This window comes from Pseudomonas sp. ME-P-057, assembly GCF_030208975.1.
Classification (GTDB): domain Bacteria; phylum Pseudomonadota; class Gammaproteobacteria; order Pseudomonadales; family Pseudomonadaceae; genus Aquipseudomonas; species Aquipseudomonas lutea.
This window is the reverse complement of sequence record NZ_JARVSX010000013.1, coordinates 47,448-69,225: the sequence shown is the minus strand read 5'-3', so window position 1 is coordinate 69,225 and position 21,778 is coordinate 47,448. Positions and strand designations below refer to the sequence as shown.

The 21,778-nt window shown below is 59.8% G+C and carries 19 protein-coding genes and 1 pseudogene; 13 read left to right on the top strand and 7 right to left on the bottom strand.

Annotated features, from left to right (window positions below; genetic code table 11):
- Positions 1-505: 505 nt before the first annotated feature.
- Positions 506-997 carry a GNAT family N-acetyltransferase gene (locus tag QRN48_RS06810; protein WP_037010630.1) on the top strand — a complete coding sequence of 164 codons (492 nt, stop codon included), beginning with the start codon at positions 506-508 and terminating at the stop codon, positions 995-997.
- 585 nt (positions 998-1,582) lie between these two features.
- Positions 1,583-3,145, top strand: coding sequence for a TerC family protein (locus tag QRN48_RS06805; RefSeq protein ID WP_285349617.1), 1,563 nt, complete (start codon positions 1,583-1,585; stop codon positions 3,143-3,145).
- A 106-nt stretch (positions 3,146-3,251) separates the two neighbouring features.
- On the opposite strand, the gene QRN48_RS06800 is transcribed toward QRN48_RS06805, so the two are convergent.
- Together QRN48_RS06800 and QRN48_RS06795 are read right to left on the bottom strand one after the other, a co-directional pair.
- The gene (locus tag QRN48_RS06800) at positions 3,252-4,997 is read right to left on the bottom strand and encodes a phosphoethanolamine transferase CptA (RefSeq protein ID WP_285349615.1); all 1,746 of its coding nucleotides are present in this window, start codon (positions 4,995-4,997) and stop codon (positions 3,252-3,254) included.
- 328 nt (positions 4,998-5,325) lie between these two features.
- A complete protein-coding gene (locus QRN48_RS06795) occupies positions 5,326-5,499 on the bottom strand; it encodes a DUF6026 family protein (protein ID WP_152597594.1) in 174 nt (57 codons plus the stop codon).
- Between the two features lie 321 nt (positions 5,500-5,820).
- Between QRN48_RS06795 and gnd the strand changes: the two genes are divergently transcribed.
- The 4 genes from gnd to QRN48_RS06775 all read left to right on the top strand — a co-directional run bounded on the left by gnd (position 5,821) and on the right by QRN48_RS06775 (position 11,020).
- Entirely contained in the window at positions 5,821-6,798 is a 978-nt protein-coding gene (gene gnd / locus QRN48_RS06790) for a phosphogluconate dehydrogenase (NAD(+)-dependent, decarboxylating) (RefSeq protein ID WP_285349613.1), read from the top strand.
- A complete protein-coding gene (zwf, locus tag QRN48_RS06785) occupies positions 6,798-8,321 on the top strand; it encodes a glucose-6-phosphate dehydrogenase (protein ID WP_037010620.1) in 1,524 nt (507 codons plus the stop codon). The genes gnd and zwf overlap by 1 nt, the downstream gene beginning before the upstream one ends.
- The gene (locus QRN48_RS06780) at positions 8,318-9,136 is read left to right on the top strand and encodes an HAD family hydrolase (protein WP_191943456.1); all 819 of its coding nucleotides are present in this window, start codon (positions 8,318-8,320) and stop codon (positions 9,134-9,136) included. The genes zwf and QRN48_RS06780 overlap by 4 nt, the downstream gene beginning before the upstream one ends.
- 78 nt (positions 9,137-9,214) lie before the next feature.
- Positions 9,215-11,020, top strand: a complete 1,806-nt coding sequence (locus QRN48_RS06775; RefSeq protein ID WP_191943455.1) for a glycoside hydrolase family 15 protein — start codon at positions 9,215-9,217, stop codon at positions 11,018-11,020.
- A 762-nt stretch (positions 11,021-11,782) separates the two neighbouring features.
- On the opposite strand, the gene alkB is transcribed toward QRN48_RS06775, so the two are convergent.
- The 3 genes from alkB to QRN48_RS06760 form a co-directional block, all read right to left on the bottom strand.
- A complete protein-coding gene (gene alkB / locus QRN48_RS06770; protein ID WP_191943454.1) occupies positions 11,783-12,466 on the bottom strand; it encodes a DNA oxidative demethylase AlkB in 684 nt (227 codons plus the stop codon).
- A 23-nt stretch (positions 12,467-12,489) separates the two neighbouring features.
- Positions 12,490-12,669 (bottom strand): hypothetical protein, encoded by a 180-nt coding sequence (locus QRN48_RS06765; RefSeq protein WP_037010616.1) that lies wholly within the window; start codon positions 12,667-12,669, stop codon positions 12,490-12,492.
- An 88-nt stretch (positions 12,670-12,757) separates the two neighbouring features.
- On the bottom strand, positions 12,758-13,063 hold the full coding sequence (locus QRN48_RS06760) for a DUF1883 domain-containing protein (protein WP_037010615.1): 306 nt from the start codon (positions 13,061-13,063) through the stop codon (positions 12,758-12,760).
- A 181-nt stretch (positions 13,064-13,244) separates the two neighbouring features.
- Here QRN48_RS06760 and QRN48_RS06755 point away from each other — a divergent pair, with 181 nt between their 5' ends.
- The gene (locus QRN48_RS06755) at positions 13,245-13,601 is read left to right on the top strand and encodes a hypothetical protein (RefSeq protein ID WP_037010614.1); all 357 of its coding nucleotides are present in this window, start codon (positions 13,245-13,247) and stop codon (positions 13,599-13,601) included.
- An 11-nt stretch (positions 13,602-13,612) separates the two neighbouring features.
- Here the strand turns inward: QRN48_RS06755 and QRN48_RS06750 are convergent, their stop codons facing one another.
- Positions 13,613-13,894, bottom strand: a complete 282-nt coding sequence (locus QRN48_RS06750; protein ID WP_037013008.1) for a hypothetical protein — start codon at positions 13,892-13,894, stop codon at positions 13,613-13,615.
- Between the two features lie 175 nt (positions 13,895-14,069).
- The gene (locus tag QRN48_RS06745) at positions 14,070-14,255 is read right to left on the bottom strand and encodes a hypothetical protein (RefSeq protein WP_285349607.1); all 186 of its coding nucleotides are present in this window, start codon (positions 14,253-14,255) and stop codon (positions 14,070-14,072) included.
- A gap of 379 nt (positions 14,256-14,634) precedes the next feature.
- Here QRN48_RS06745 and galU point away from each other — a divergent pair, with 379 nt between their 5' ends.
- The 6 genes and pseudogenes from galU to QRN48_RS06715 all read left to right on the top strand — a co-directional run bounded on the left by galU (position 14,635) and on the right by QRN48_RS06715 (position 21,737).
- Positions 14,635-15,477, top strand: a complete 843-nt coding sequence (gene galU / locus QRN48_RS06740; RefSeq protein WP_037010610.1) for a UTP--glucose-1-phosphate uridylyltransferase GalU — start codon at positions 14,635-14,637, stop codon at positions 15,475-15,477.
- 135 nt (positions 15,478-15,612) lie between these two features.
- Positions 15,613-16,968, top strand: a complete 1,356-nt coding sequence (gene gorA / locus QRN48_RS06735) for a glutathione-disulfide reductase (RefSeq protein ID WP_037010608.1) — start codon at positions 15,613-15,615, stop codon at positions 16,966-16,968.
- Between the two features lie 150 nt (positions 16,969-17,118).
- Positions 17,119-18,777: pseudogene (locus tag QRN48_RS06730) on the top strand (hybrid sensor histidine kinase/response regulator); the annotation flags it as partial.
- Positions 18,778-18,968: 191 nt separating this feature from the next.
- Positions 18,969-19,532 (top strand): alkyl hydroperoxide reductase subunit C, encoded by a 564-nt coding sequence (ahpC, locus tag QRN48_RS06725; protein ID WP_037010606.1) that lies wholly within the window; start codon positions 18,969-18,971, stop codon positions 19,530-19,532.
- 135 nt (positions 19,533-19,667) lie between these two features.
- On the top strand, positions 19,668-21,230 hold the full coding sequence (ahpF, locus tag QRN48_RS06720; RefSeq protein ID WP_285349603.1) for an alkyl hydroperoxide reductase subunit F: 1,563 nt from the start codon (positions 19,668-19,670) through the stop codon (positions 21,228-21,230).
- Positions 21,231-21,431: 201 nt separating this feature from the next.
- On the top strand, positions 21,432-21,737 hold the full coding sequence (locus tag QRN48_RS06715) for a DUF1883 domain-containing protein (protein WP_037010602.1): 306 nt from the start codon (positions 21,432-21,434) through the stop codon (positions 21,735-21,737).
- Positions 21,738-21,778 lie beyond the last annotated feature (41 nt).

The following is a 21,778-nucleotide window of genomic DNA, read 5'->3' as shown; positions in this document are numbered from 1 at the left end:
TTTACCGACTGCACATACAAGGACCAGGTGAAAGCGGACTTTGCTTGATTTTTTTCAACAGCATAGTTGCTCTATTCACATGACCTCGCGGGCTGTGAAGAAGTTTCGACTATTTTTCAGGGCGATGTCTGGCTGGCGGGGTAGCGGGGCGGTTGCCGCTGGTATTCGCTGCGTCGGATCGATCTGCACGCGTGTGAACGCGCAGGCGTGGAGCATGGGCGCTGCGCGATTATCGCGGGGTGCCGCCGGTCGGATTGTTTGACAATCTTTCAACAAGTGGTCTACTCCGACGCTGCTGCCGCGCTGTCCTGGCCCAAAAACCACCCCTTTTTAATGGTGTGCCTTTTCTTGGTGCGTGATGGCTAAATTCCTGCCCGATCAGAGACATTTCCTACTTCCGTATAAAGATTATTTCCCGATCCCGGGGTTAGAATCTGCGCCACGCGGCGCACCGGCATTGTTCAGCCCGGCGCCTGTTCAGTTTTTTTGCGGGTCGAGGAAGTCAATGCAAGCTCCTGAGGTTCTGGTACTGCAGGCGAGTTACAGCAATGCGGTTCATGCTGAAGCCATCGGGTTTCTGCTCAACCAATACGCGGAAGACGCCATGGGCGGCGGGGAGTCTTTATCGATAGACACCCGCCAGCAGCTGGCAATCGAACTGGCCAAGCGGCCCCATGCCTTCAGCGTGCTGGCGTTCATCTCAGGCGAACCGGTCGGCCTGGTGAACTGTTTTGAGGGGTTCTCGACCTTCGCTTGCCGCCCCCTGATCAACGTCCACGATGTGGTCGTGATCGCCTCGGCGCGAGGCATGGGTATCAGTCAAAAGATGCTGGCGAAGGTCGAAGAGATCGCCCGTCAGCGCGGCTGCTGCAAAATCACCCTTGAAGTGCTGGAAGGCAACGAAGCCGCTAAAGGCGCTTACCGCAAGCTAGGCTTCGCCGACTACCAGCTGGATCCGCAAATGGGCCGTGCGCTGTTCTGGCAGAAGGCGTTGTAGCTAAAGGGCAATTGAGTCGCATTGAGTGGCAATGGCGAACGCCGATACCACTGGATTCTCGCGATGCTGTGAGAGTGGGACCGGCTTCAGCCGGGAAGCGTGAGCCCGAGCATCGGCTCGCACGCAAATGATACGCGGGGGCCCGTAGGAGCCGGCTTGCTGGCGAATGCGTATGGTCAGTCGACACACTCACCGCTGACTCACCGCGTTCGCCAGCAAGCCGGCTCCTACAGAGGCGACGCTGTACGAAGGCGCTCATTCAGTTCGCCGCCGATTTCATGTGTGCGTGGCCTGTAGTTGTTGCGCCAGCAACACCTCTCAAACTATTTGTAACAGTTGTGTCCTGTAAGGCGATTCCGAGAGCGCGATAGGATCGCCTCCCGTATTGCCTTCAGGACTCACATGTCGCCCTCTCTGGAACCTCCCAGTCTTCCACTCCCTTCAAGCCGACTCTTTTTAAAAAGCGTCGCAAGCCGTCACCTCGCTGTTACGCCCCCGCACTCAAACCCCGCCAGCCGCGCGTTGCCCGACCGTACGGCCGGCATTCGCGTGGCTGTCTACCTGCCCGTCATGGAGGGCTGACCCATGGAGTGGATCGCTGACCCCACGGCCTGGCTTGGCCTGTTGACCCTGATCGTGCTTGAGCTGGTGCTTGGCATTGATAATCTGGTGTTCATCGCCATCCTGGCTGACAAACTACCGCCCGAGCAGCGTGACCGCGCGCGGGTGCTGGGCCTTTCCCTGGCGCTGATCATGCGGCTGGGCTTGCTGGCGAGCATCTCGTGGATGGTCACCCTGACCGAACCGTTGTTTGAAGTATTCGGGAAGAGCTTCTCGGGCCGTGACCTGATCATGCTGTTCGGCGGGGTGTTCCTGCTGTTCAAGGCGACCATGGAATTGCACGAGCGCCTCGAAGGCCACGTCGCACAGCGCTCGGGCAGCACGACCTATGCACTGTTCTGGCCCATCGTCGCGCAGATCGTAGTCCTCGACGCGGTGTTCTCTCTGGATGCCGTGATTACTGCCGTGGGCATGGTCGACGAATTGTCGATCATGATGATCGCCGTGGTGTTCTCGATCGCGATCATGATCATCGCCAGCAAGCCGCTGACCGCATTCGTCAATGCTCACCCGACCGTCATCATGCTGTGCCTGGGCTTTCTGATGATGATCGGCTTCAGCCTGACCGCCGACGGCCTCGGTTTCCATATTCCCAAGGGCTACCTGTATGCAGCCATTGGCTTCTCGATCCTGATCGAAGTGTTCAACCAGATCGCCCGGGCACGGCGCAAGCGCAGCGTAAAGGGCGATCTGCCGCGCCGCGAGCGCACCGCCCATGCCGTGTTGCGTCTGCTGGGCGGGCGCAAACCCAACGCCGAGGAGGTTGGCGACGAGATCGCCGACATGCTCGACGGCGACGCCGACAGTGGCGAAGTGGTTTTCGACCGCCGCGAGCGGGTGATGATCAGCGGCGTGCTGCAGTTGGCGCAACGGCCGGTGCGCAGTGTGATGACAGTGCGCAACGACGTCGACGTTATTGACCTGGATGAGACACCCGAGGGCATCCGTCAGCGGTTGCTCAGCTCCACCTATTCGCGGTTGCCATTGATACGCGGTGGGCGTATCGATGAGCCGCTGGGCTTCGTGCATAAAAAGGAAATGCTCAACGCGTGGTTGTCTGGTCTCGAACCGAACGTCGAGCACCTGGCCCGGCCAACACTGAACCTGCTGGAAAGCTTCTCGATCCTCAACGCCCTTGAGCAAATGCGCGCGCAGTCCACGCACATTGCTTTCGTCATCAACGAATTCGGTGACTTCGCCGGTATCCTCACCATGACCGACATTCTCGAATCCATCGCTGGCGAATTGCCGGACGCCAGCGAGATCGAGGGGCCGGCTCTGGTCGAGGAGGGCGATGGCGTGCTGGTCAATGCCGCAATGAACCTGAGTCATCTGCGCGAGCGTGTCGGGTTCAAGGCGCGCGCCACCGACGACTATCAGACTCTGGCTGGCCTTGTCATGAGCCTGCTTGACCGTCTGCCGGTGATCGGGGACGAACTTCAGTGGCAGGGCTGGCACATGAAGGTGGTGCAAGTGCAGGAACGCCGTGTGACACGGGTGCTGTTGCGGCAAAACCCTTCGCCATGAAAGGCCTGATCCCTTGATCCCAGCAGGCAGAAATTGACCCACCACACGCCCAAACGAAAGGCCCGCAGTGTGCGGGCCTTTCGTGGGATGGCGGTTCAAAGGGCGATTATTTCTGCACAACGTCGGCTTTGCCATCAGCCTGGCCGGCAGCTTTCTCCATGTGCGCGAAGTCACTCAAGCCCTTCTGCGCGTACGGGTCGCCGATCATGCGCGGGCGCGCCTTGAAATCCAGGCTGACCAGGCTTTTGGTGCTGTCCAGCTCATCGAAGCTCAGTCCTGCCAACTGCGACCAGGTATGAATCAGGTTCGAGCTGGTGTAAGGCCGATCATGGATGCTGTCGAAATTCCAGTCATGGGTCTGCCGCCACTTGGGCGAAGCGTAGGCTATGAACGGCACGGTGTACATCGGAATGGTCGGCTTGTTCTCGTTTCGCCCCAGGGTGCTGCGCCCGGGTGAATCGTAGACGTCTTCGCCGTGATCGGAGAGGTACAGCAGGAAGCCGTTCGGATCGGCCTTGCCGTATTCCTTGATCAGGCTGGACACCACGAAATCGTTGTACAGCACGGCGTTGTCGTAGCTGTTGTACAGCTCCAGCTTGCTGTCATCGATGTCGGCCGGGACGCCATCACGTCCACTGAATTTCGCGTATTCCTCCGGGAAGCGGTACTGGTAGGCCATATGCGTACCCAGCAAATGCACCACGATCAGTTTTCGGGGTGCGGCGTCGGTCAGCGCTTTGGCGAAGGGCTCCAGCACATCGCCGTCGTACTGGCGGGCGTTCTGGTTGCGGTTGTTGTTCAGGTAGACCTGCTCGTCCGCTTGCTCGGAAAACGTCGTGAGCATCGTGTTGCGCTTGGTCATCGTCTGCTGGTTGGTGATCCAGAAGGTTTTGTAACCGGCCTGCTTCATCACGCTGACGATCGACGGCGTCTTCAGGTAGAGGTCCGGGTTTTCTTCGTCAGCGAAGGTCAAGACCTGCTGCAGGGCCTCGATGGTGTAAGGCCGCGGCGTGATCACATTGTTGAACACCTGCAGCTGGTCCTTCATGGCGTCCAGATTCGGCGTGGTCTGGCGCGGATAGCCGTACAGGTGCATGCGCCCGCGGTTGGTCGACTCACCGATAACCAGCACCAGAGTCGTTGGCAGGTTAGCCTGCTGGTCCTGTAGGTTTTTCAGCGGGGGGATATTGCTGCTGCTGGTCAACATGCCTTGCATGCTGTCCAGCTGCTGAGTGTAGCGGTGATAGGCAACCAGCATCTGCCATGGCACTGCGGGCTCGATCCGTGACTCGAAGGCTTCGAGCGCCGAGGCGGTGTCGTCGTGGCGAGCGAACTGCTTGGCGAGCGGGTAACCGATGATGCCGATCAGCAATGCAGCGGCCACGGCGTAGGCGCGTGCGCGTGGCATGTACACCGGACGCAGGCGTGTCCAGAGAAAGATCGCGAAGGCGGTGTGGGCAATGAATGCCAGCACGATCCACCACGCAAAATACTGGGTCATGTATTCGCCGGCTTCAGAGATGTTCGACTCGAACATGATGAAGATGACGCTCTGGGAAAACTCCTGCTGATAAATGAAGAAGTAGCCCAGGCTCGCCATGGAGCAAGCCCACAGCACAACGCCGATAACGGCGGCCATCGCGCGGGTCTTTTTCGGGAACATCAACATCGGCGCCAGCCAGATACCACTGATCACGAACGCCTGGCGGAAGCCGGCGAAGCCGGTGATGCCGGTCAGCTGGATCAACAGTTGGGTGATGCCGGAGAAGTACCAGAAAAATACAAACAGCCAGACGATGCCCGCCCAGTCGAATCTTTTCGGAGTCGTGGTGCTCCGTTCAGTCGTTGCCATCAAGCGCTCCGCTATAGACTTTTCGGGCGGCTGAACGCCGTCCGATTTCATTCAAGTGCCAGCAATTGGCCAGCAGCTAACAGGTTGAGGGTCGGGATTATGTTTTCAGGCGGGTGAAAATTTTGTCAGCAGGTAAGTTACACGGCAGGAAAAATGAGCTAAGGCACCTGCCTGAATGCAGTCAGGGGAACGGAACAGTGCTTGCCGGGTCCGACGCAGGGTTGAAATTTGCGGTGGACGTTGCGCAAGGCGCATCAGGCAGGAGGGGATAAGCGAGGCTCAGGCAAGCCGGTTGATGGGCTTGCCCTGGCAGGGTGAAGCGCGGTGGTCAGGCGTGCAGAGCGTTGCTGCTGCCGATCAACTGAGCGTGCTGCATCATCGAGGTCAGTTGAGCGACCTTCTTCTGCAACAATGCGCGTTCTTCCCTGAGCTGGCGCAGCTCGTCACGGCGGATTGTGACGTAGAGCGTTTGTGGAGCGTTGGCTGGTAGTACTGTGCCCATTGGACACCTCGCAATGGCGGATTCAACTTCAAAGGTCCAGGCAATGGCGGGTTGCTGCTCGCCACGTCCTGCTCAGTACCTCTATCGGCCGGGATTCTGATTTCTTTTGCAGAAAAAAGGAACTTTTTTATTTTTGATGGTCAGCCGCCGTTCAGGATCGCGGAAACCGGCGCCATAGGGCAGTCTTGCAAACCCCATGCGCGTCTGCACATGAAAGTTTTTTCACCGGGAAACCCTAGTTTGCCTCCCCGGACTAACCCACTATGCGGCACTGGGCTATAAAATGAGGCACCTCTGAATTTGATTAAGGAGCACCTCTACATGCAACTCGGGATTGTTGGACTAGGCCGCATGGGCGGCAACATCGCACGTCGACTGATGCTCAATGGCCACACGACTGTGGTTTATGATCACGATGAGACGTCTCGTACCGCGCTCGCAAATGAAGGTTCGACCCCGGCCCACGACCTGGCGTCGCTGGTGGCCGGGCTGGAGAAGCCGCGGGCTGTCTGGGTCATGTTGCCTGCTGGCGCTCCAACCGAAGACACCATCAACGAACTTGCAGGGTTGCTCGATGCCGATGACGTGATCATCGACGGTGGCAATACTTTCTATAAAGACGATGTGCGCCGTTCGGTGGCATTGAAAGACAAGGGCCTGCACTACGTGGACGTCGGTACTTCGGGCGGCGTCTGGGGGCTGGAGCGCGGCTACTGCATGATGATCGGCGGCGAAACAGAGGTCGTTACCCGACTCGACCCGATTTTCAAAACGCTGGCCCCGGGCATCGGCGAAATTCCCCGCACCAAAGACCGCGCCAAAGACGCCGATCCGCGCGCTGAACATGGCTACATCCATGCCGGCCCACCGGGCGCCGGTCATTTCGTCAAGATGATCCACAACGGCATCGAGTACGGCATGATGCAGGCCTTCGCCGAAGGCTTCGACATCCTCAAGACCAAAAACTCTGACAACCTGCCGGCCGACCAGCGCTTTGACCTGAACCTGGGCGACATCGCCGAAGTGTGGCGTCGCGGCAGCGTAGTGTCCTCCTGGCTGCTGGACCTGACCGCTGATGCACTGGCGACCGATCCGCAGCTCAATGCCTATTCGGGCTCGGTGGCCGACAGCGGGGAAGGCCGCTGGACCATTGAAGCGGCCATGGAGCAGGCGGTACCGGTTCCGGTGCTGTCCACGTCGCTGTTTGCCCGCTTCCGCTCCCGTCAACAAAGCACGTACGGCGACAAGATGCTGTCAGCCATGCGTTTCGGATTTGGTGGTCACAAGGAACCAAAATAATGGGTTTATCGCGCAGCAAGCAGAATGCTCCGGTCGCTCCGGCGACCACGCTGTTCCTTTTCGGCGCCCACGGTGATCTGGTCAAGCGGCTGCTGATGCCCGCGCTCTACAACCTGTTCCGCGACGGGCTGGTGGGCGAGGACCTGCACATCGTTGGCGTGGACCACAACACCGTCAGCGACGCCGACTTCGCCAAAAAGCTTGAGGATTTCATTCGTCAGGAGGCGGCCAGCAAGGTCGCCCAGGGCGGCGAAGACCCTCTGGACCCAGCGTTGTGGGGCAGCTTGTCCAAGCGCATCACGTACATCACCGGTGATTTCCTCGACGACTCCACGTATGCCGACATCAACGCGAAGATCCAGAGCACCGGCACCCGCAATGCCGTGTTCTACCTCGCGACTGCGCCGCGTTTCTTCAGTGAAGTGACGCAGCGCCTGGGCTCTTCCGGGCTGATGGTCGAGGACGACGAGAGCTTCCGGCGCGTGGTGATCGAGAAGCCGTTCGGCCATGATCTGCCCAGCGCCGTGGCCCTGAACAACTGCTTGCTCAAGGTCATGAGCGAGAAGCAGATCTACCGCATCGACCACTACCTGGGTAAGGAGACGGTGCAGAACATTTTGGTGAGCCGTTTCTCCAACGGTTTGTTCGAGTCGTTCTGGAACAACCATTACATTGACCACGTGCAGATCACCGCAGCTGAAACTGTCGGTGTCGAAACCCGTGGCAGTTTTTACGAGACCACCGGCGCGCTGCGGGACATGGTGCCCAATCACCTGTTCCAGTTGCTGGCCATGGTCGCCATGGAGCCGCCGGCTGCATTCGGTGCTGACGCCGTGCGTGGCGAGAAAGCCAAGGTGGTCGGCGCAATCCGCCCCTGGTCCGAAATGGAGGCCCTGGCCAATTCGGTGCGCGGTCAGTACTCGGAAAGCAGCATCGAGGGCAAGGCCGTGACCGGTTACCGCGAGGAAGACCGCGTTGCCCCCGACAGCAACACCGAAACCTACGTCGCGCTGAAAGTGATGATTGATAACTGGCGCTGGATGGGCGTGCCTTTTTATCTGCGCACCGGCAAGCGCATGAGCGTGCGCGATACCGAGATCGCCATCTGCTTCAAGCCCGCGCCGTATGCGCAGTTCCGCGACACCGATGTCGACAGCGTCGCGCCGAACTTTTTGAAGATTCAGATCCAGCCCGACGAAGGCATGTGGTTCGACCTGCAGGCGAAAAAGCCGGGGCCGACCCTGGACATGCAGACCATCGAGCTGGGCTTTGCCTACAAGGACTTCTTCGAGATGCAGCCGTCCACGGGCTACGAGACCCTGATTTATGACTGCCTGACCGGCGATCAGACGCTGTTCCAGCGCGCAGACAACATCGAGAACGGCTGGCGCGCGGTGCAGCCTTTCATCGACGCCTGGGCCAAGGATCCGCAGGTGGAGCTTTACCACGCCGGGGAGGATGGTCCAGCGGCCGCGGACGAATTACTGGCCCGCGATGGCCGCACCTGGCAGCGTCTGGGATGAGTGATGCTTCGCTACCCCTCATCCGATTCATGCTGTCAGACATCGACGGCACGCTGCTGCACCCCGATCACAGCCTGAGCCAGGCCAACATTGACGCTGTGCGTAAATTGCAGGAGGCCGGGATTCATTTCTCGGTCGCCAGCAGCCGTCCGCCGCGCGCCATGCGTCAGCAGATCGAAGCCTTGGGCATCAAGCTGCCGACGGTGGCCTTCAACGGCGCCAACATCATCAACCCTGACGGCAGCCTGTTGAAAGCTCACCGCATTGATGCCGCAGCCGCGCGCATCAGCCTTGAGCTATTCGCCAGCGAGGCGGTGGCCGTCTGGGTTTTTGCCGATGACCAGTGGCTGCTGCTCAATCCCGAAGGGGATTACGTCGATCACGAGCGCAACACGCTGGGCTACGACTTCGTTCAGGTCGACAGCTTCGACGAGTACCTGGACCGCATCGACAAGATCGTCGCGGCGAGCAAGGACTTCGAGTTGCTCAAGCGCCTTGAGCTCAAGCTCAATCCACTGATTGCTGTGTCTGCGCTGGCGGCACGTTCGCAATCCTATTACCTGGACGTCACTGCGCTGGACGCCAACAAGGGCACCGCACTGGCGACGCTGGCTGAAACCTTGGGCGTGCCGTTGGCCCACACTGCTGCGATTGGCGATGCGGGCAACGACGTGGCGATGTTCCTGCGTGCCGGGCTGTCGATTGCAATGGGCCAGGCCGAGGTAGGCGTCAAAACCCACGCCAATTACGTGACCGACAGTAACGCGGAAGACGGTCTGGCCAAGGCCATCGAGCGCTACATTCTGCCTCGTTGAACGATGCGGGGTGTGCGTAGCGTTGGCGGGACTGCTGCAACGGAGCAGGCGCTATCCACCTAGAGGAATAACCGCTCGATGGCTGCATTGATCGAAGATTACGCGCTGCTCGGCAACTGCCGTACCGCAGCGCTGGTGGCCCGCGACGGGTCACTGGACTGGCTGTGCTTCCCGAGCTTCGACGCGCCCGCCTGTTTCGCCGCGCTGCTGGGCGACAGCAACAACGGGCGCTGGAAGCTGGCACCGGCCGACGCCAACGCGCAGTCACGCCGCAGTTATCGCGACGGTACGTTGATTCTGGAAACCCTGTTCACCACTGAAACAGGGCAGGCGCTGCTCATCGATTTCATGCCCATGGACATCGATAGCAGCGTGGTCCGTCTGGTTGTCGGTGTGCAAGGGCGAGTGGACTTTGCAATGGATCTGGCGATCCGTTTCGACTACGGCAGCAGTGTCCCGTGGGTCGAGAAGCGCGACTTGCACACGATGACTGCCGTGGCTGGACCCGACATGCTGGTGTTGCGCACGCCTGCGGATCTGCACCCCATGGATCACCACACCGAAAGCCTCTTTACCGTCCAGGCGGGGCAACGACTCGGCTTTGCCCTGTCTTGGCAGGTTTCTCACGAGCCGGTGCGTGCAGGGTTCAATATCGAGTCGGCGCTGCAGCAAACCGAGTCGTTCTGGCGGGATTTTTCCGGGCGTTGCCCGGACGTCGGGCCATGGACTGATCAGGTCAAGCGCTCGTTGATCACGCTTAAAGCGATGACCTACGCGCCAACCGGCGGCATCGTCGCAGCGGTCACGACGTCGCTGCCCGAGCAGTTGGGTGGCGAGCGCAACTGGGACTACCGGTTCTGTTGGCTGCGTGACGCGACCATGACGCTGCTGGCGTTCATGAACCTCGGCTACTTTGAGGAAGCCACTGCCTGGCGCAACTGGCTGCTGCGTTCGGTCGCGGGCAATCCGGAGCAGGTGCAGATCATGTACGGCCTGGCCGGGGAGCGACGTTTGCTCGAGTACGAACTGAAGTGGCTGGCAGGGTACGAAGGGTCGCGTCCGGTACGTGTGGGCAATGCTGCGGCAAGTCAGGTCCAGCTGGACGTTTACGGCGAAGTCGCCGACGCGATGACTCAGGCGCTGAAAAGCGGCCTGCCGGTGCTACCGCGCAGCACGGAAATCCAGAAAGTGATCATGCCGTTTCTGGAAAAAGTCTGGCACCAGCCAGACGCCGGTATCTGGGAGATTCGCTCGGAGCCTCGGCACTTCACCCACTCCAAAGTCATGGCCTGGGTGGCCTTCGACCGTACCGCAGGAGTGCTCGCGCTCAGTGAAAACCCGGAAGATCGCGAGCGCGGGGAGCATTATCGTGCCGTTGCCGAGCAGATCCATGCCGATGTGTGCGCCAACGGTTTCAACGCAGCGCTGGGCAGCTTTGTGCAGACCTACGGTGGCACCGAAATGGATGCCAGCCTGTTGCAGATCGCCCTGACCGGTTTCCTGCCGGTCGACGATCCTCGTGTCACGGGCACGGTCAGGCGTATTGAATCAGCATTGATGAAGGACGGCCTGTTACTGCGCTACGACAGCGAACGCAGCACCGACGGCGTAGCTGGCAGTGAAGGGACGTTCCTGGTGTGTTCATTCTGGCTTGCAGACGTCTACGTGCTGCAAGGCCGAGAGGAAGAATCGCGCATTTTGTTCGAGCGCCTGTGTGGATTGTGCAACGACGTCGGCCTGCTCGCCGAGCAATACGACCCCCAGCAAGGCCGCATGCTCGGCAACTTCCCCCAGGCCTTCAGTCACATCGGGATCATCAACACCGCCCTGAATCTGCACCGCGCCGTATGCCCGGTAAAAAGCCGCGCCGCTGCGGGGCTCTAGCGAGTCGAGCGTTAGCGTCCGTTGGTGAAGGCGCGAGACCAGACTTGGTCACGCCCCATCACCAAGGGTGCCATGCCGGCCTCTTTCCGGCTGAAGCCGATCCCACACAAACTCCGCGTGCAGTCAGTAAACTGGTGTCGCCAGCAAGCTTAGTGACGCCGAAATACCGAGGCTGCTCACACCGGCCTCTTCCCGGCTGAAGCCGATCCCACACAAACTCCGCGTGCAGTCAGCAAAACCGGAATCGCCGAGAAGGGACGCGGAGCGTCCCGGGATGCATACCCACGCAGAGCGTGGGCACGATCGTGTAAGGGATGCGCCCACACGCTCGGCACGTGCGCTATCACGCACCCCACACACCCTGTGGGACCGGCTTCAGCCGGGAAGCCTTTGATCTGCTCTTGATCTGCTCTTGATGTGCTTTTGATCTGCTCTTGATCTGCTCTTGATTTCCAGCACAGAAAGCCCAAACACCGCCAAACGCGACTTGGGTGCAGGCTGAACGCAGGTCTTGCGCAGTGGGCCGAGCGGCATGGATGCCGCGAGAGCCGCCCCCCGCCATGGATGGCGGATGGCGGCGGGCCCACGGAGCAAGACCGGAGTGAAGGAACCCGACGAAGGAGGGCCAAACCGAGAGCAGGCACTTTTGGTTACTTTTGGTGCTGTTCAAAAGTAACTCGCCGAAGGCGAAACAGTCTGCCCCCAGGCAGACGCTTCTGGTCTTGATCTTGATCCTGACCCCGACCCCGCTGGAGACCCCAATCACCGCGCCTTGCGAAAAGTAAAATTGATCCGCTGTTCGCCCAGCAAAGAATGCTCCCCCTGCCGGACCGGCATCACCCCGTGAAAGCGCAAGCGGTCAACCCCGCCCCACACCACCACGTCGCCATGCAGCAACGGCACGCGCTGACTGGAATCGCTGCGCTGGTGCCCCCCGAACAGAAACATCGCCGGCAGCCCCAGTGAAACCGACACCACCGGCCACTCATAACCGTGCTCGTCCTTGTCCTGATGCAGGCTCATCTTCGCGCCAGGGATATACCGGTTGATCAGGCACGCATCCGGAATGAACCCCACAAACCCTGCTTCACGGGCGGCGGCCAGCGCAAGCTCCATAAACACCTCGGGCATCGCCGGCCAGGCCTCGCCAGTCTGAGGATTGATCCGCGTGTACTGATAGCCGCTGCGATCCGTGGTCCAGCCGAACTCACCGCAGCTGCTGAGTGCCACCGACATCGTATGCCCGCCCGGTGTCACCATGTGGCGAAAGGGCGCCTGAATCAGCACCGACTCAAGCGCCGGCAACAGCCGGTCAACCAACGGCAGGGCGAAGCCGCGAAGCACAAACGACGCCGGGCCAATCTGCTCAACAGCCGGTGGCTGCGGCGGCTCATCGGCGAACAGATCAAACGTCGCCGGGCTCGTGCCTTTGCGCTGTATCGCCATGGGCTCCTCCGCGTCGTGATGCACTAGAGCGCTTTGCTGACCTTTACGTCGCTGATGACATCGTCATCGCTGCCGTGCATCTTCTGCAAGGCCGCCAGCGCTTCCTCGGCCGAAGGCGACTGCAACAGGGCGAATTCAAAGCGACGTTCGCCATTGAGCTTGTAGCTGATTGCGTATTTGATGACGGGGGCAGGGGTGGTCACAATTGGCTCCTTGATAACGCTGGCCGGATGCTCGCGAAAAATACAAAGCTTTCACGCCAGCCGGTGTTCAATGATGGGGAGTGGCGGGTCAGCTCAGGCGCGAAGACGAACGGCGGACGATCTTGATGGAATGGGTGAAGGCGGTTTTGCGCCCACCGTGGCTGTCCAGCTTGCGTCCGGCCGTGTCGATGGTGATGTTCCAGAAGCCGGTGCTGGGCACCGCGATCTTCGCCGGGAAGCGGTCGAAGGCGCCGCCGTGGTAAGTGTGGCGGCCGCCGTTTTTGAAGCTGCGGAAGTTGGCATCACTCATCAGGCGGATGTTGCAGAGCTGGGAGCACTCGATGACGACCATGTCGTCTTCGTTGAGGTGCTCGCGCTGGTGGACGAATTTCATGGGTGTCTCCGGAGACAGGCATTCGCGAAAACCCGAAACGATAGCACGGCGAGCCTGAGCATTGATCATCCGCGCGGGTTTTTATTGTGCTGCGGTCAGCGTGGCAGTCACGCTAAAAATCGGGCGCGCGGGATTTAATCAGGGTCAGGCTTGTCGTAAGCACCTTTACTGGAGGGATTGTATGAAATTGGCGGTTGTTATTCTGGCGCTGGCGATGACCGGTTGCGCCACAGTCACAGACATCGAACACACCCCGGCGACGATGAGCGTGATGTCCGGCAAGTCGCCAAAGGATTACGCCGCGTGCTTCGTCGGACGCATCTCCGACAGCCGCAAGCCGCCACAGATCGAGCCGCACCATGAGGGGCTGCGCATCATCGTTCCGCAAAAACTGCTGAGCACCGACCCGGCCGCCATCGTCGACATCGAAACCCGCTCCAGCGGCAGCTCGATCAAACTGTTCGAGCGCATGTCGAACAACCCGCTGCGGCCGAAGGATGTACAGCATGCCGTGACGGCGTGCATCTCTGGTGAGTGACGGGTGTCGCGTTACTTGCAGACGACCAGCACGGTGCGGTTCTTGTAGTTGCCTACGTCTACGCCCAGGGTCTTGTCGTCTTCCTTGGGTTGCGGGGTACCGTTGGTGCTGACGATGTTGTAGCCGGTGCCCGCGCATGAGGCGTCGGCTTTTTCATAGCAGGCGGCCCACGACATCGCTTCGCCTGAACAGTCGATGCTCAGCGCTTCTTTGCCGTTTTTCAGATACGTGTTCTGCGCAGTCGCGCACCCGGTCAGGGCCAGTACAGCAATGACGGACAGGATTTTGATCATGGTGGAGAACTTCGCGATGAGGGGCGGTGTGGAAATTGCTCTGTTGAGACTGGGGCGCAGTGCCATCGTTCCGGCATCACCCGACATTTTTTTCACAAATCGCGCCCGGAAGCTGCGTCCGGCCTGCGCACCCGCCGACGGCCCCCTTCCATTGCAGAGGCGGCCGCATCAGCAGTCAGTCTTTCTTGTCAGCCTTGCGGCGCGGGGCCGGGGTGTCTTCAAACACCGCCGCAACCTCTACAGCGCTGCCCTCGCTGGGAAACGGGCCTGCAACCGCTTCGTTATCATGACCGACCAGCCACCACTGGCCGTCCTGCAGTTTTTTTATCAGGTAACCGTTAACGTTTTTGACTTCAGCCATTGACTTATCTCGATCAGTAATTTCAGGCGGCCATGATAAAGCCAAATGCCGTCGGTGAATCGCACAATTTCACACGTGCCGCAGCGAATCGGACTACGCTTGCCGAGTCATTGGACGGCCGTTGCAAGGCGCTGGATGCCCTTGTACGCAGGACAGGATGGAATTCACATAATCAGTGGGTGAAGCGTGGCACGTTCGCGGCGAATAATGCTTTTCACGTGAAGATTGACCTTCTGCACGCTCCAGCAGCGCTATGTGCGGAACTATCTGCGTCAGTGTTCCTCTACCTAGGCAGCGAACGGCCAGTAGCGGGCATTGTAAGGTTATCGCCGCCTCATTAGACTGCGCCGCAACACCCCCAGCCTCATCAAGGATTTATATGATCAAGAAATGCTTGTTCCCTGCAGCCGGTTACGGCACTCGCTTTTTGCCAGCGACCAAGGCCATGCCAAAAGAGATGCTGGCGGTTGTCAACAAGCCACTGATCCAGTACGGCGTGGAAGAAGCACTTGCTGCGGGTCTGAATCAGATTTCCATCGTCACCGGCCGCGGCAAGCGCGCGCTGGAAGATCACTTTGATATCAGCTACGAGCTGGAGCACCAGATCAAAGGCACCGACAAGGAAAAATACCTGGTTGGTATCCGTCGCCTGATCGACGAGTGCAGCTTTTCCTACACTCGCCAGACCGAGATGAAAGGCCTGGGCCACGCGATCCTGAGCGGTCGTCCGCTGATCGGCAACGAAGCATTCGCCGTGGTGTTGGCGGATGACTTGTGCGTAAACCTGGACGGTGACGGCGTCCTCGCGCAGATGGTCAAACTGCACCAGCAGTACAAGTGCTCCATCGTTGCGATCCAGGAAGTCGATCCGAACGAAACCAACAAGTATGGCGTGATCGCTGGCGAAGAGATCAAGCCGGGCCTGTTCCGCGTCACCGACATGGTTGAAAAGCCAAAGCCGGAAGACGCCCCGTCGAATCTGGCGATCATCGGTCGCTACATCCTGACGCCGGACATTTTCGATAAAATCGAAAACACCGAGCCAGGCAAAGGCGGCGAGATCCAGATCACCGACGCCCTGATGAAGCAAGCCGCCGAAGGCAACGTGCTGGCCTACAAATTCCAGGGCAAACGTTTCGATTGCGGTGGCGCTGAAGGCTACGTGGAAGCGACCAATTTCTGCTTCGAGCACTTCTACAAGACCGGCAAATCGACGCAGTAATCATCTGTACCGGCAGCCGCCTTTCAGCTGTACTGCCACACAAAGCCACCTTCGGGTGGCTTTTTCGTTTATGCCTTGCAGCCCTTGCCGAGCGCGCTCAAGCGGTTATGCTTACGCTTCGCTCAGGAGAACCACATGCGCTACGATTTTGACCTTTTTGTAATTGGCGCGGGCTCGGCCGGCGTACGGGCGGCGCGTTTCTCCGCCGGTTTCGGTGCGCGCGTGGCCGTCGCCGAGAGCCGTTATCTGGGGGGCACCTGCGTCAACGTGGGTTGTGTACCGAAGAAGCTGATGGTCTACGGCGCGCATTTTTCCGAAGAATTCGAACAAGCCAAAGGCTACGGCTGGAACAGCGGCGAGGCGCATTTTGACTGGCCCACGCTGATCGCCAACAAAAACCATGAAATCAACCGCCTCAATGGCGTGTACCGCAACCTGCTGGCCAACAGCGGCGTCACGCTGATGGAAGGCCACGCTCGCTTGCGCGGTCCTCATGAAGTCGAGATCAACGGTCAGGTGCATACCGCCGAACACATCATGATTGCCACCGGCGGCTGGCCGCAGATCCCTGAAATCCCGGGGCGCGAGCACGCCATCACCTCCAATGAAGTGTTCTTCCTCGAACAGATGCCCAAGCGCGTCGTCGTGGTCGGTGGCGGTTACATCGCGGTGGAGTTCGCGTCGATCTTCAACGGCCTGGGTGCGGAGGTGTCGCTGATGTACCGCGGCGAGCTGTTCCTGCGCGGGTTTGACGAGAGCGTACGCACTCATCTGCACGAAGAACTCGCCAAGCGCGAGATGGACATTCGCTTCAAGACTGAAATCAACTCCATCGAGAAGCTGGCCGACGGCACCTTGCAGCTCAGCCTGAACGACGGCACCACATTCAACACAGACTGTGTGTTCTACGCCACCGGGCGACGCCCGATGCTCGACAATCTGGGCATGGAGACGGTCAACGTCGAACTGGATGACAAAGGTTTCATCAAGGTCAACGAGGACTATCAGACCACCGAGCCGTCCATCATTGCCGTCGGCGACATCATTGGTCGCGTGCAGCTCACGCCCGTGGCGCTCGCCGAGGGCATGGCGGTTGCGCGGCGGCTGTTCAAGCCTGAACAGTTTCGCCCGGTGGATTACCGCCACATCCCGACCGCTGTCTTCAGCCTGCCCAACATCGGCACCGTGGGGCTTACTGAAAGCGAAGCGAAGAAGGACGGGCATGATGTGCAGGTGTTCGAGAGCCGTTTCCGGCCCATGAAGTTGTCGCTGACCCACAATCAGGAACGCACCCTGATGAAGCTGGTGGTCGATGCCAAGACCGATCGCGTGCTGGGTTGCCACATGGTCGGGCCGGACGCGGGGGAGATCATTCAGAGCCTGGCCATTGCCTTGAAAGCCGGCGCTACCAAACAGATTTTTGATGACACCATCGGCGTGCACCCAACAGCGGCGGAGGAATTTGTCACCATGCGCACGCCAACGCGCTAGGCTCAGGCTGCGCAATCGCACCAATCGCTACACATGAAGGGCCGGTGTCCATGGAGGGAGCCGGGCGGCAACAGATTTCAGGGACGGACCCATTCTTTGACCAGCACGAGTTTTTTGGCAGCCATGCCTTTGAATCCAGCAGGACCCGACGACCAGGCGTTTTCCAGAACCGAAACGCTTGAAGAAAGTGAGCGGCAATTTCGCACGCTGGCCGACAACATGAGTCAGCTCGCCTGGATCGCCGAACCCGCCGGGCAAATCTATTGGTACAACGAACGCTGGTACAGCTACACCGGCACCTCCCATGAGGCGATGATGGCCCTGGGTTGGCGGTCCTTGCATCACCCCGACCATCGCCAGCGGGTCGAGTCGCGGCTGCAGCGTTGCTTCGCCACCGGTTCGCTGTGGGAGGACACCTTCCCGTTGCGTGGCAAAGACGGGCAGTACCGCTGGTTTCTGTCCCGCGCGCTGCCGATTCGCGATGAGCGCGGCAACATCACCTATTGGCTCAGCACCAGCACCGATATTACCGCGCAGGTCAGCGCCGAAGACGCACTGCGTGAGCTCAACGAGAGCCTTGAACAGCGCGTGGCGGAGCGCACGCGAGAGCTTGCTCAGAGCAACGAGCGGCTGCAGATCGAGATCAGCGAGCGCGCTCAGGCCGAAGAAGCGTTGCGCCACGCGCAGAAGATGGACGCCATCGGCCAGTTGACCGGTGGAATCGCCCACGACTTCAACAACATGCTGACTGGCGTGCTCGGCGCGCTGGACCTGATTCAGCGGCGGGTCGCGGCGGGGCGTGTCTCTGAAATCGACCGCTACATCGAGGCCGCCATGAGTTCGGCCAATCGGGCCGCTTCGCTCACCCATCGCCTGCTTGCGTTCGCCCGCCGTCAGTCGCTCAACCAGCGCCCGGTGGACGTCAACCAGATGGTGATGTCGATGGAGGAGTTGTTACGCCGCACCATCGGCGAAAGCATCGAGCTGGAGGTTGATCTGCACACGACTTCCTGCCTGACCAACACCGATGAACACCAGCTGGAAAACGCTTTGCTCAACCTGGTCATCAACGCCCGTGACGCCATGCCCGATGGCGGCCGGTTGCTGATCCAGACCGAGCTGACCCATAACGCACTGCTTCAGGATGCGCTGGCGCCCGGTGATTATGTGCGCCTGCGTGTGCAGGACACCGGGCAGGGCATGTCCAGCGAGGTCATCGCGCGGGCGTTTGATCCATTCTTCACGACCAAGCCAATCGGGCAGGGCACCGGCCTGGGGTTGTCCATGGTGTACGGGTTTATCAACCAGACAGGAGGAAGGGTCAACATTACCAGCGAGGAGGGTCGGGGGACACGCATCGACTTGCTGTTGCCCGTTCATCATGATGCCGCCGAGTCGCCCGTGCCGGTAGACCGCAGAATCGAACCGCCCCGTGCCAGCCAGGGTGAACGGGTGCTGGTGGTGGAAGACGAGCCTGACGTGCGGATGCTGGTGGTGGATGTCCTCAAGGAGCTGGGGTATCGGGTTGAGGTGGCCTGCGACAGCCATGAGGCCCTGCCGGTGTTGCAGGGCGCCGAGCCCGTAGACTTGCTCGTGACGGACGTCGGCCTGCCGGGCTTGAACGGCCGCCAGCTTGCCGAGGTTGCGCGACAGCACCGCCCGCAGCTCAAGGTGCTGTTCATGACCGGCTATGCGCGTGAAGCCGAGGTGCGCGGCGACTTCCTGGATCCCGGTATGGATTTACTGACGAAGCCCTTCAGCATCGACGAGCTCGCCCAGCGGGTGCGTCAACTCATTGAATCCATTTGAAAGATTGCGGCACTATTGTCCCCGGACCAGAATGGCCGCCTTCGCGCGGTCTTCCATTCATAATGCGCTTTTATAGTGAAAACCAATCGTTGGCATGAGCTTTGGCAATGAGCCCTTGTCGATGATTGTGGGTAGTATCCTCCCCATCGAATTTGTAGCACCTCATTTCACAACCCTAAGGAGATTCACCGATGCCTATCATCAACAGCCAAGTAAAACCGTTCAAGGCTACTGCTTACAAGAACGGCAACTTCGTAGAAGTGTCGGACGCCGACCTGAAAGGCAAATGGTCTGTGGTGTTCTTCTACCCGGCTGACTTCACCTTCGTTTGCCCAACCGAGCTGGAAGACCTGGCCGACAACTACGCTGCATTCCAGCAGCTGGGCGTCGAAATCTACAGCGTCTCCACCGACACCCACTTTGCTCACGCTGCCTGGCACAACACCTCGCCAGCCATCGGCAAAATCCAGTACACCATGATCGGCGACCCAACGCTGACCATCTCCCGCAACTTCGACGTGCTGATCGAAGAAGCTGGCCTGGCTGACCGCGGTACTTTCGTGATCAACCCGGAAGGCGAGATCAAAATCGTCGAACTGAACGACGGTGGTGTTGGCCGTGACGCTACCGAGCTGCTGCGCAAAATCAAGGCTGCTCAATACGTCGCTGCCCACCCGGGCGAAGTTTGCCCAGCCAAGTGGAAAGAAGGCGAAGCCACCCTGGCACCGTCCCTGGACCTGGTTGGCAAGATCTAAGTCGTCATGACCGGATCGGGGGCGATGAGCCCATAAGCACGTAAACCGCATCGCCCCCAAAAAACGCCCGGGCGGTCATCGCTTGGGCGTTGTTATTTCCAGAACCTGCAAGTGTTAGATAAAGGAAGCCGAATCATGTTGGACGCCAATCTTAAAGCTCAGTTGAAATCTTACCTGGAGCGGATCACTCGCCCGATCGAGATCGTTGCGTCCCTCGATGACGGCGCGAAATCCCAGGAAATGCTGGCATTGCTCAACGATATCGTCAGCAGCTCCGACAAAATCACCCTCGACACCAATGGCAGCGATACACGCACGCCGTCCTTCGCCCTGAACAGCCCGGGACAGGACATCAAGCTGCGTTTTGCCGGCTTGCCAATGGGTCACGAATTCACCTCGCTGGTGCTGGCACTGCTGCAAGTCGGCGGCTACCCCTCCAAGGCCACCGAGGACACGATTGAACAAGCCCGCAGCCTGACCGGCGAGTTCAAGTTTGAAACGTACTTCTCGCTGACCTGCCAGAACTGCCCGGACGTGGTCCAGGCTCTGAACCTGCTGGCCGTGCTTAACCCGAACGTGCAGCACGTCGCGATTGAAGGCAGCCTGTTTCAGCAGGAAGTCACCGACCGCCAGATCATGTCGGTGCCCAGCATCTACCTTAATGGCGAGCTGTTCGGCCAGGGCCGCATGAACCTGGAAGAGATCCTGGCAAAGATCGACACCAGCGCCGGTGACCGTCAGGCCGAGAAGCTGAACGCCAAAGAAGCGTTTGAAGTGCTGGTGGTCGGTGGTGGCCCTGCCGGTTCCGCTGCGGCCATTTATGCAGCGCGGAAAGGTATCCGCACCGCCGTGGCGGCCGAGCGTTTCGGTGGTCAGGTGCTGGACACCATGGCGATCGAAAACTTCATCTCCGTGCAGCACACCGAAGGCCCGAAACTGGCCGTCGCCCTTGAAGAACACGTCAAGGAATACGAAGTTGACATCATCAACCTGCAGCGCGGCGAGCAGTTGATCCCTGGCCAGAACGGCGAACCGCATCAGGTGAAGTTTGCCAGCGGTGGTGTGCTCAAAGGCAAGACGGTCATTCTGGCCACCGGCGCACGCTGGCGTGAAATGAACGTCCCGGGCGAACAGCAGTATCGCAACAAGGGCGTGGCTTATTGCCCGCACTGCGACGGTCCGCTGTTCAAAGGCAAGCGTGTCGCGGTCATCGGCGGTGGTAACTCCGGCGTGGAAGCGGCCATCGACCTGGCCGGTATTGTTTCCCACGTAACGCTGCTGGAGTTCGACGCCAATCTGCGCGCCGACGCGGTGCTGCAGCGCAAGCTGCACAGCCTGCCCAACGTCACGGTGCTCACCAGCGCCCTGACCAGCGAAGTCACCGGCGACGGTCAGAAGGTTAACGGCCTGCGCTACAAGAACCGCCTCACCGGTGAGGAAATCACCGTTGAGCTGGAAGGGATATTCGTGCAGATCGGCCTGTTGCCGAACACTGAATGGCTCAAAGGCACCATCGAGCTGTCGCCACGCGGCGAGATCATCATCGATCAGCGCGGCGAGACGTCCATCCCCGGCATCTTCGCGGCGGGCGACGTGACCACCGTGCCGTTCAAGCAGATCGTGATCGCGGTCGGCGAGGGCGCCAAAGCTTCGCTTAGCGCGTTCGATCACCTGATCCGCAGCAGCGCCCCGGCTTGATGGTTTAACGAGTGGGACCGGCTTCAGCCGGGAAGGCGTCGGTAGCCCCATCATCGGACCGATGCCGGGAAACAAAAAACCTCATGAGCAATCATGAGGTTTTTTTTGATCCGTATTTGGCTTCGGCATGAGAACCGGCGTTGCCCTGCTCAAACGCCGTGATACTCTCGCGGCCGTTTTGATAACTGCTCTGGAAACGCCGTGAAATTTATCCATCAACGCGAACACCTCAACGAAGGCGACATCGTGGTGATCGAGTCCTCGAATCCCTGCAATATACGCCTGATGAGCGATGCCAACTTCCGCAGTTTCAAGAACGGTGGACGGCATACCTACCATGGCGGCGCGTTCGACCGCTTCCCTGCCAAGATCGTCGTGCCCAGCACCGGCTTCTGGAACATCACGCTGGACACGGTGACGCAACGGGCGATCAGCGTGACGCGCAAGCCCAATTTGAAACACTCCATCAAGATCGTCCGACGTTCGGGTTCGACGCTTCAGCACTGAAGTGCCGGGAAGGGGAACGGTCAGGGCGGCAGAGTCGGGCC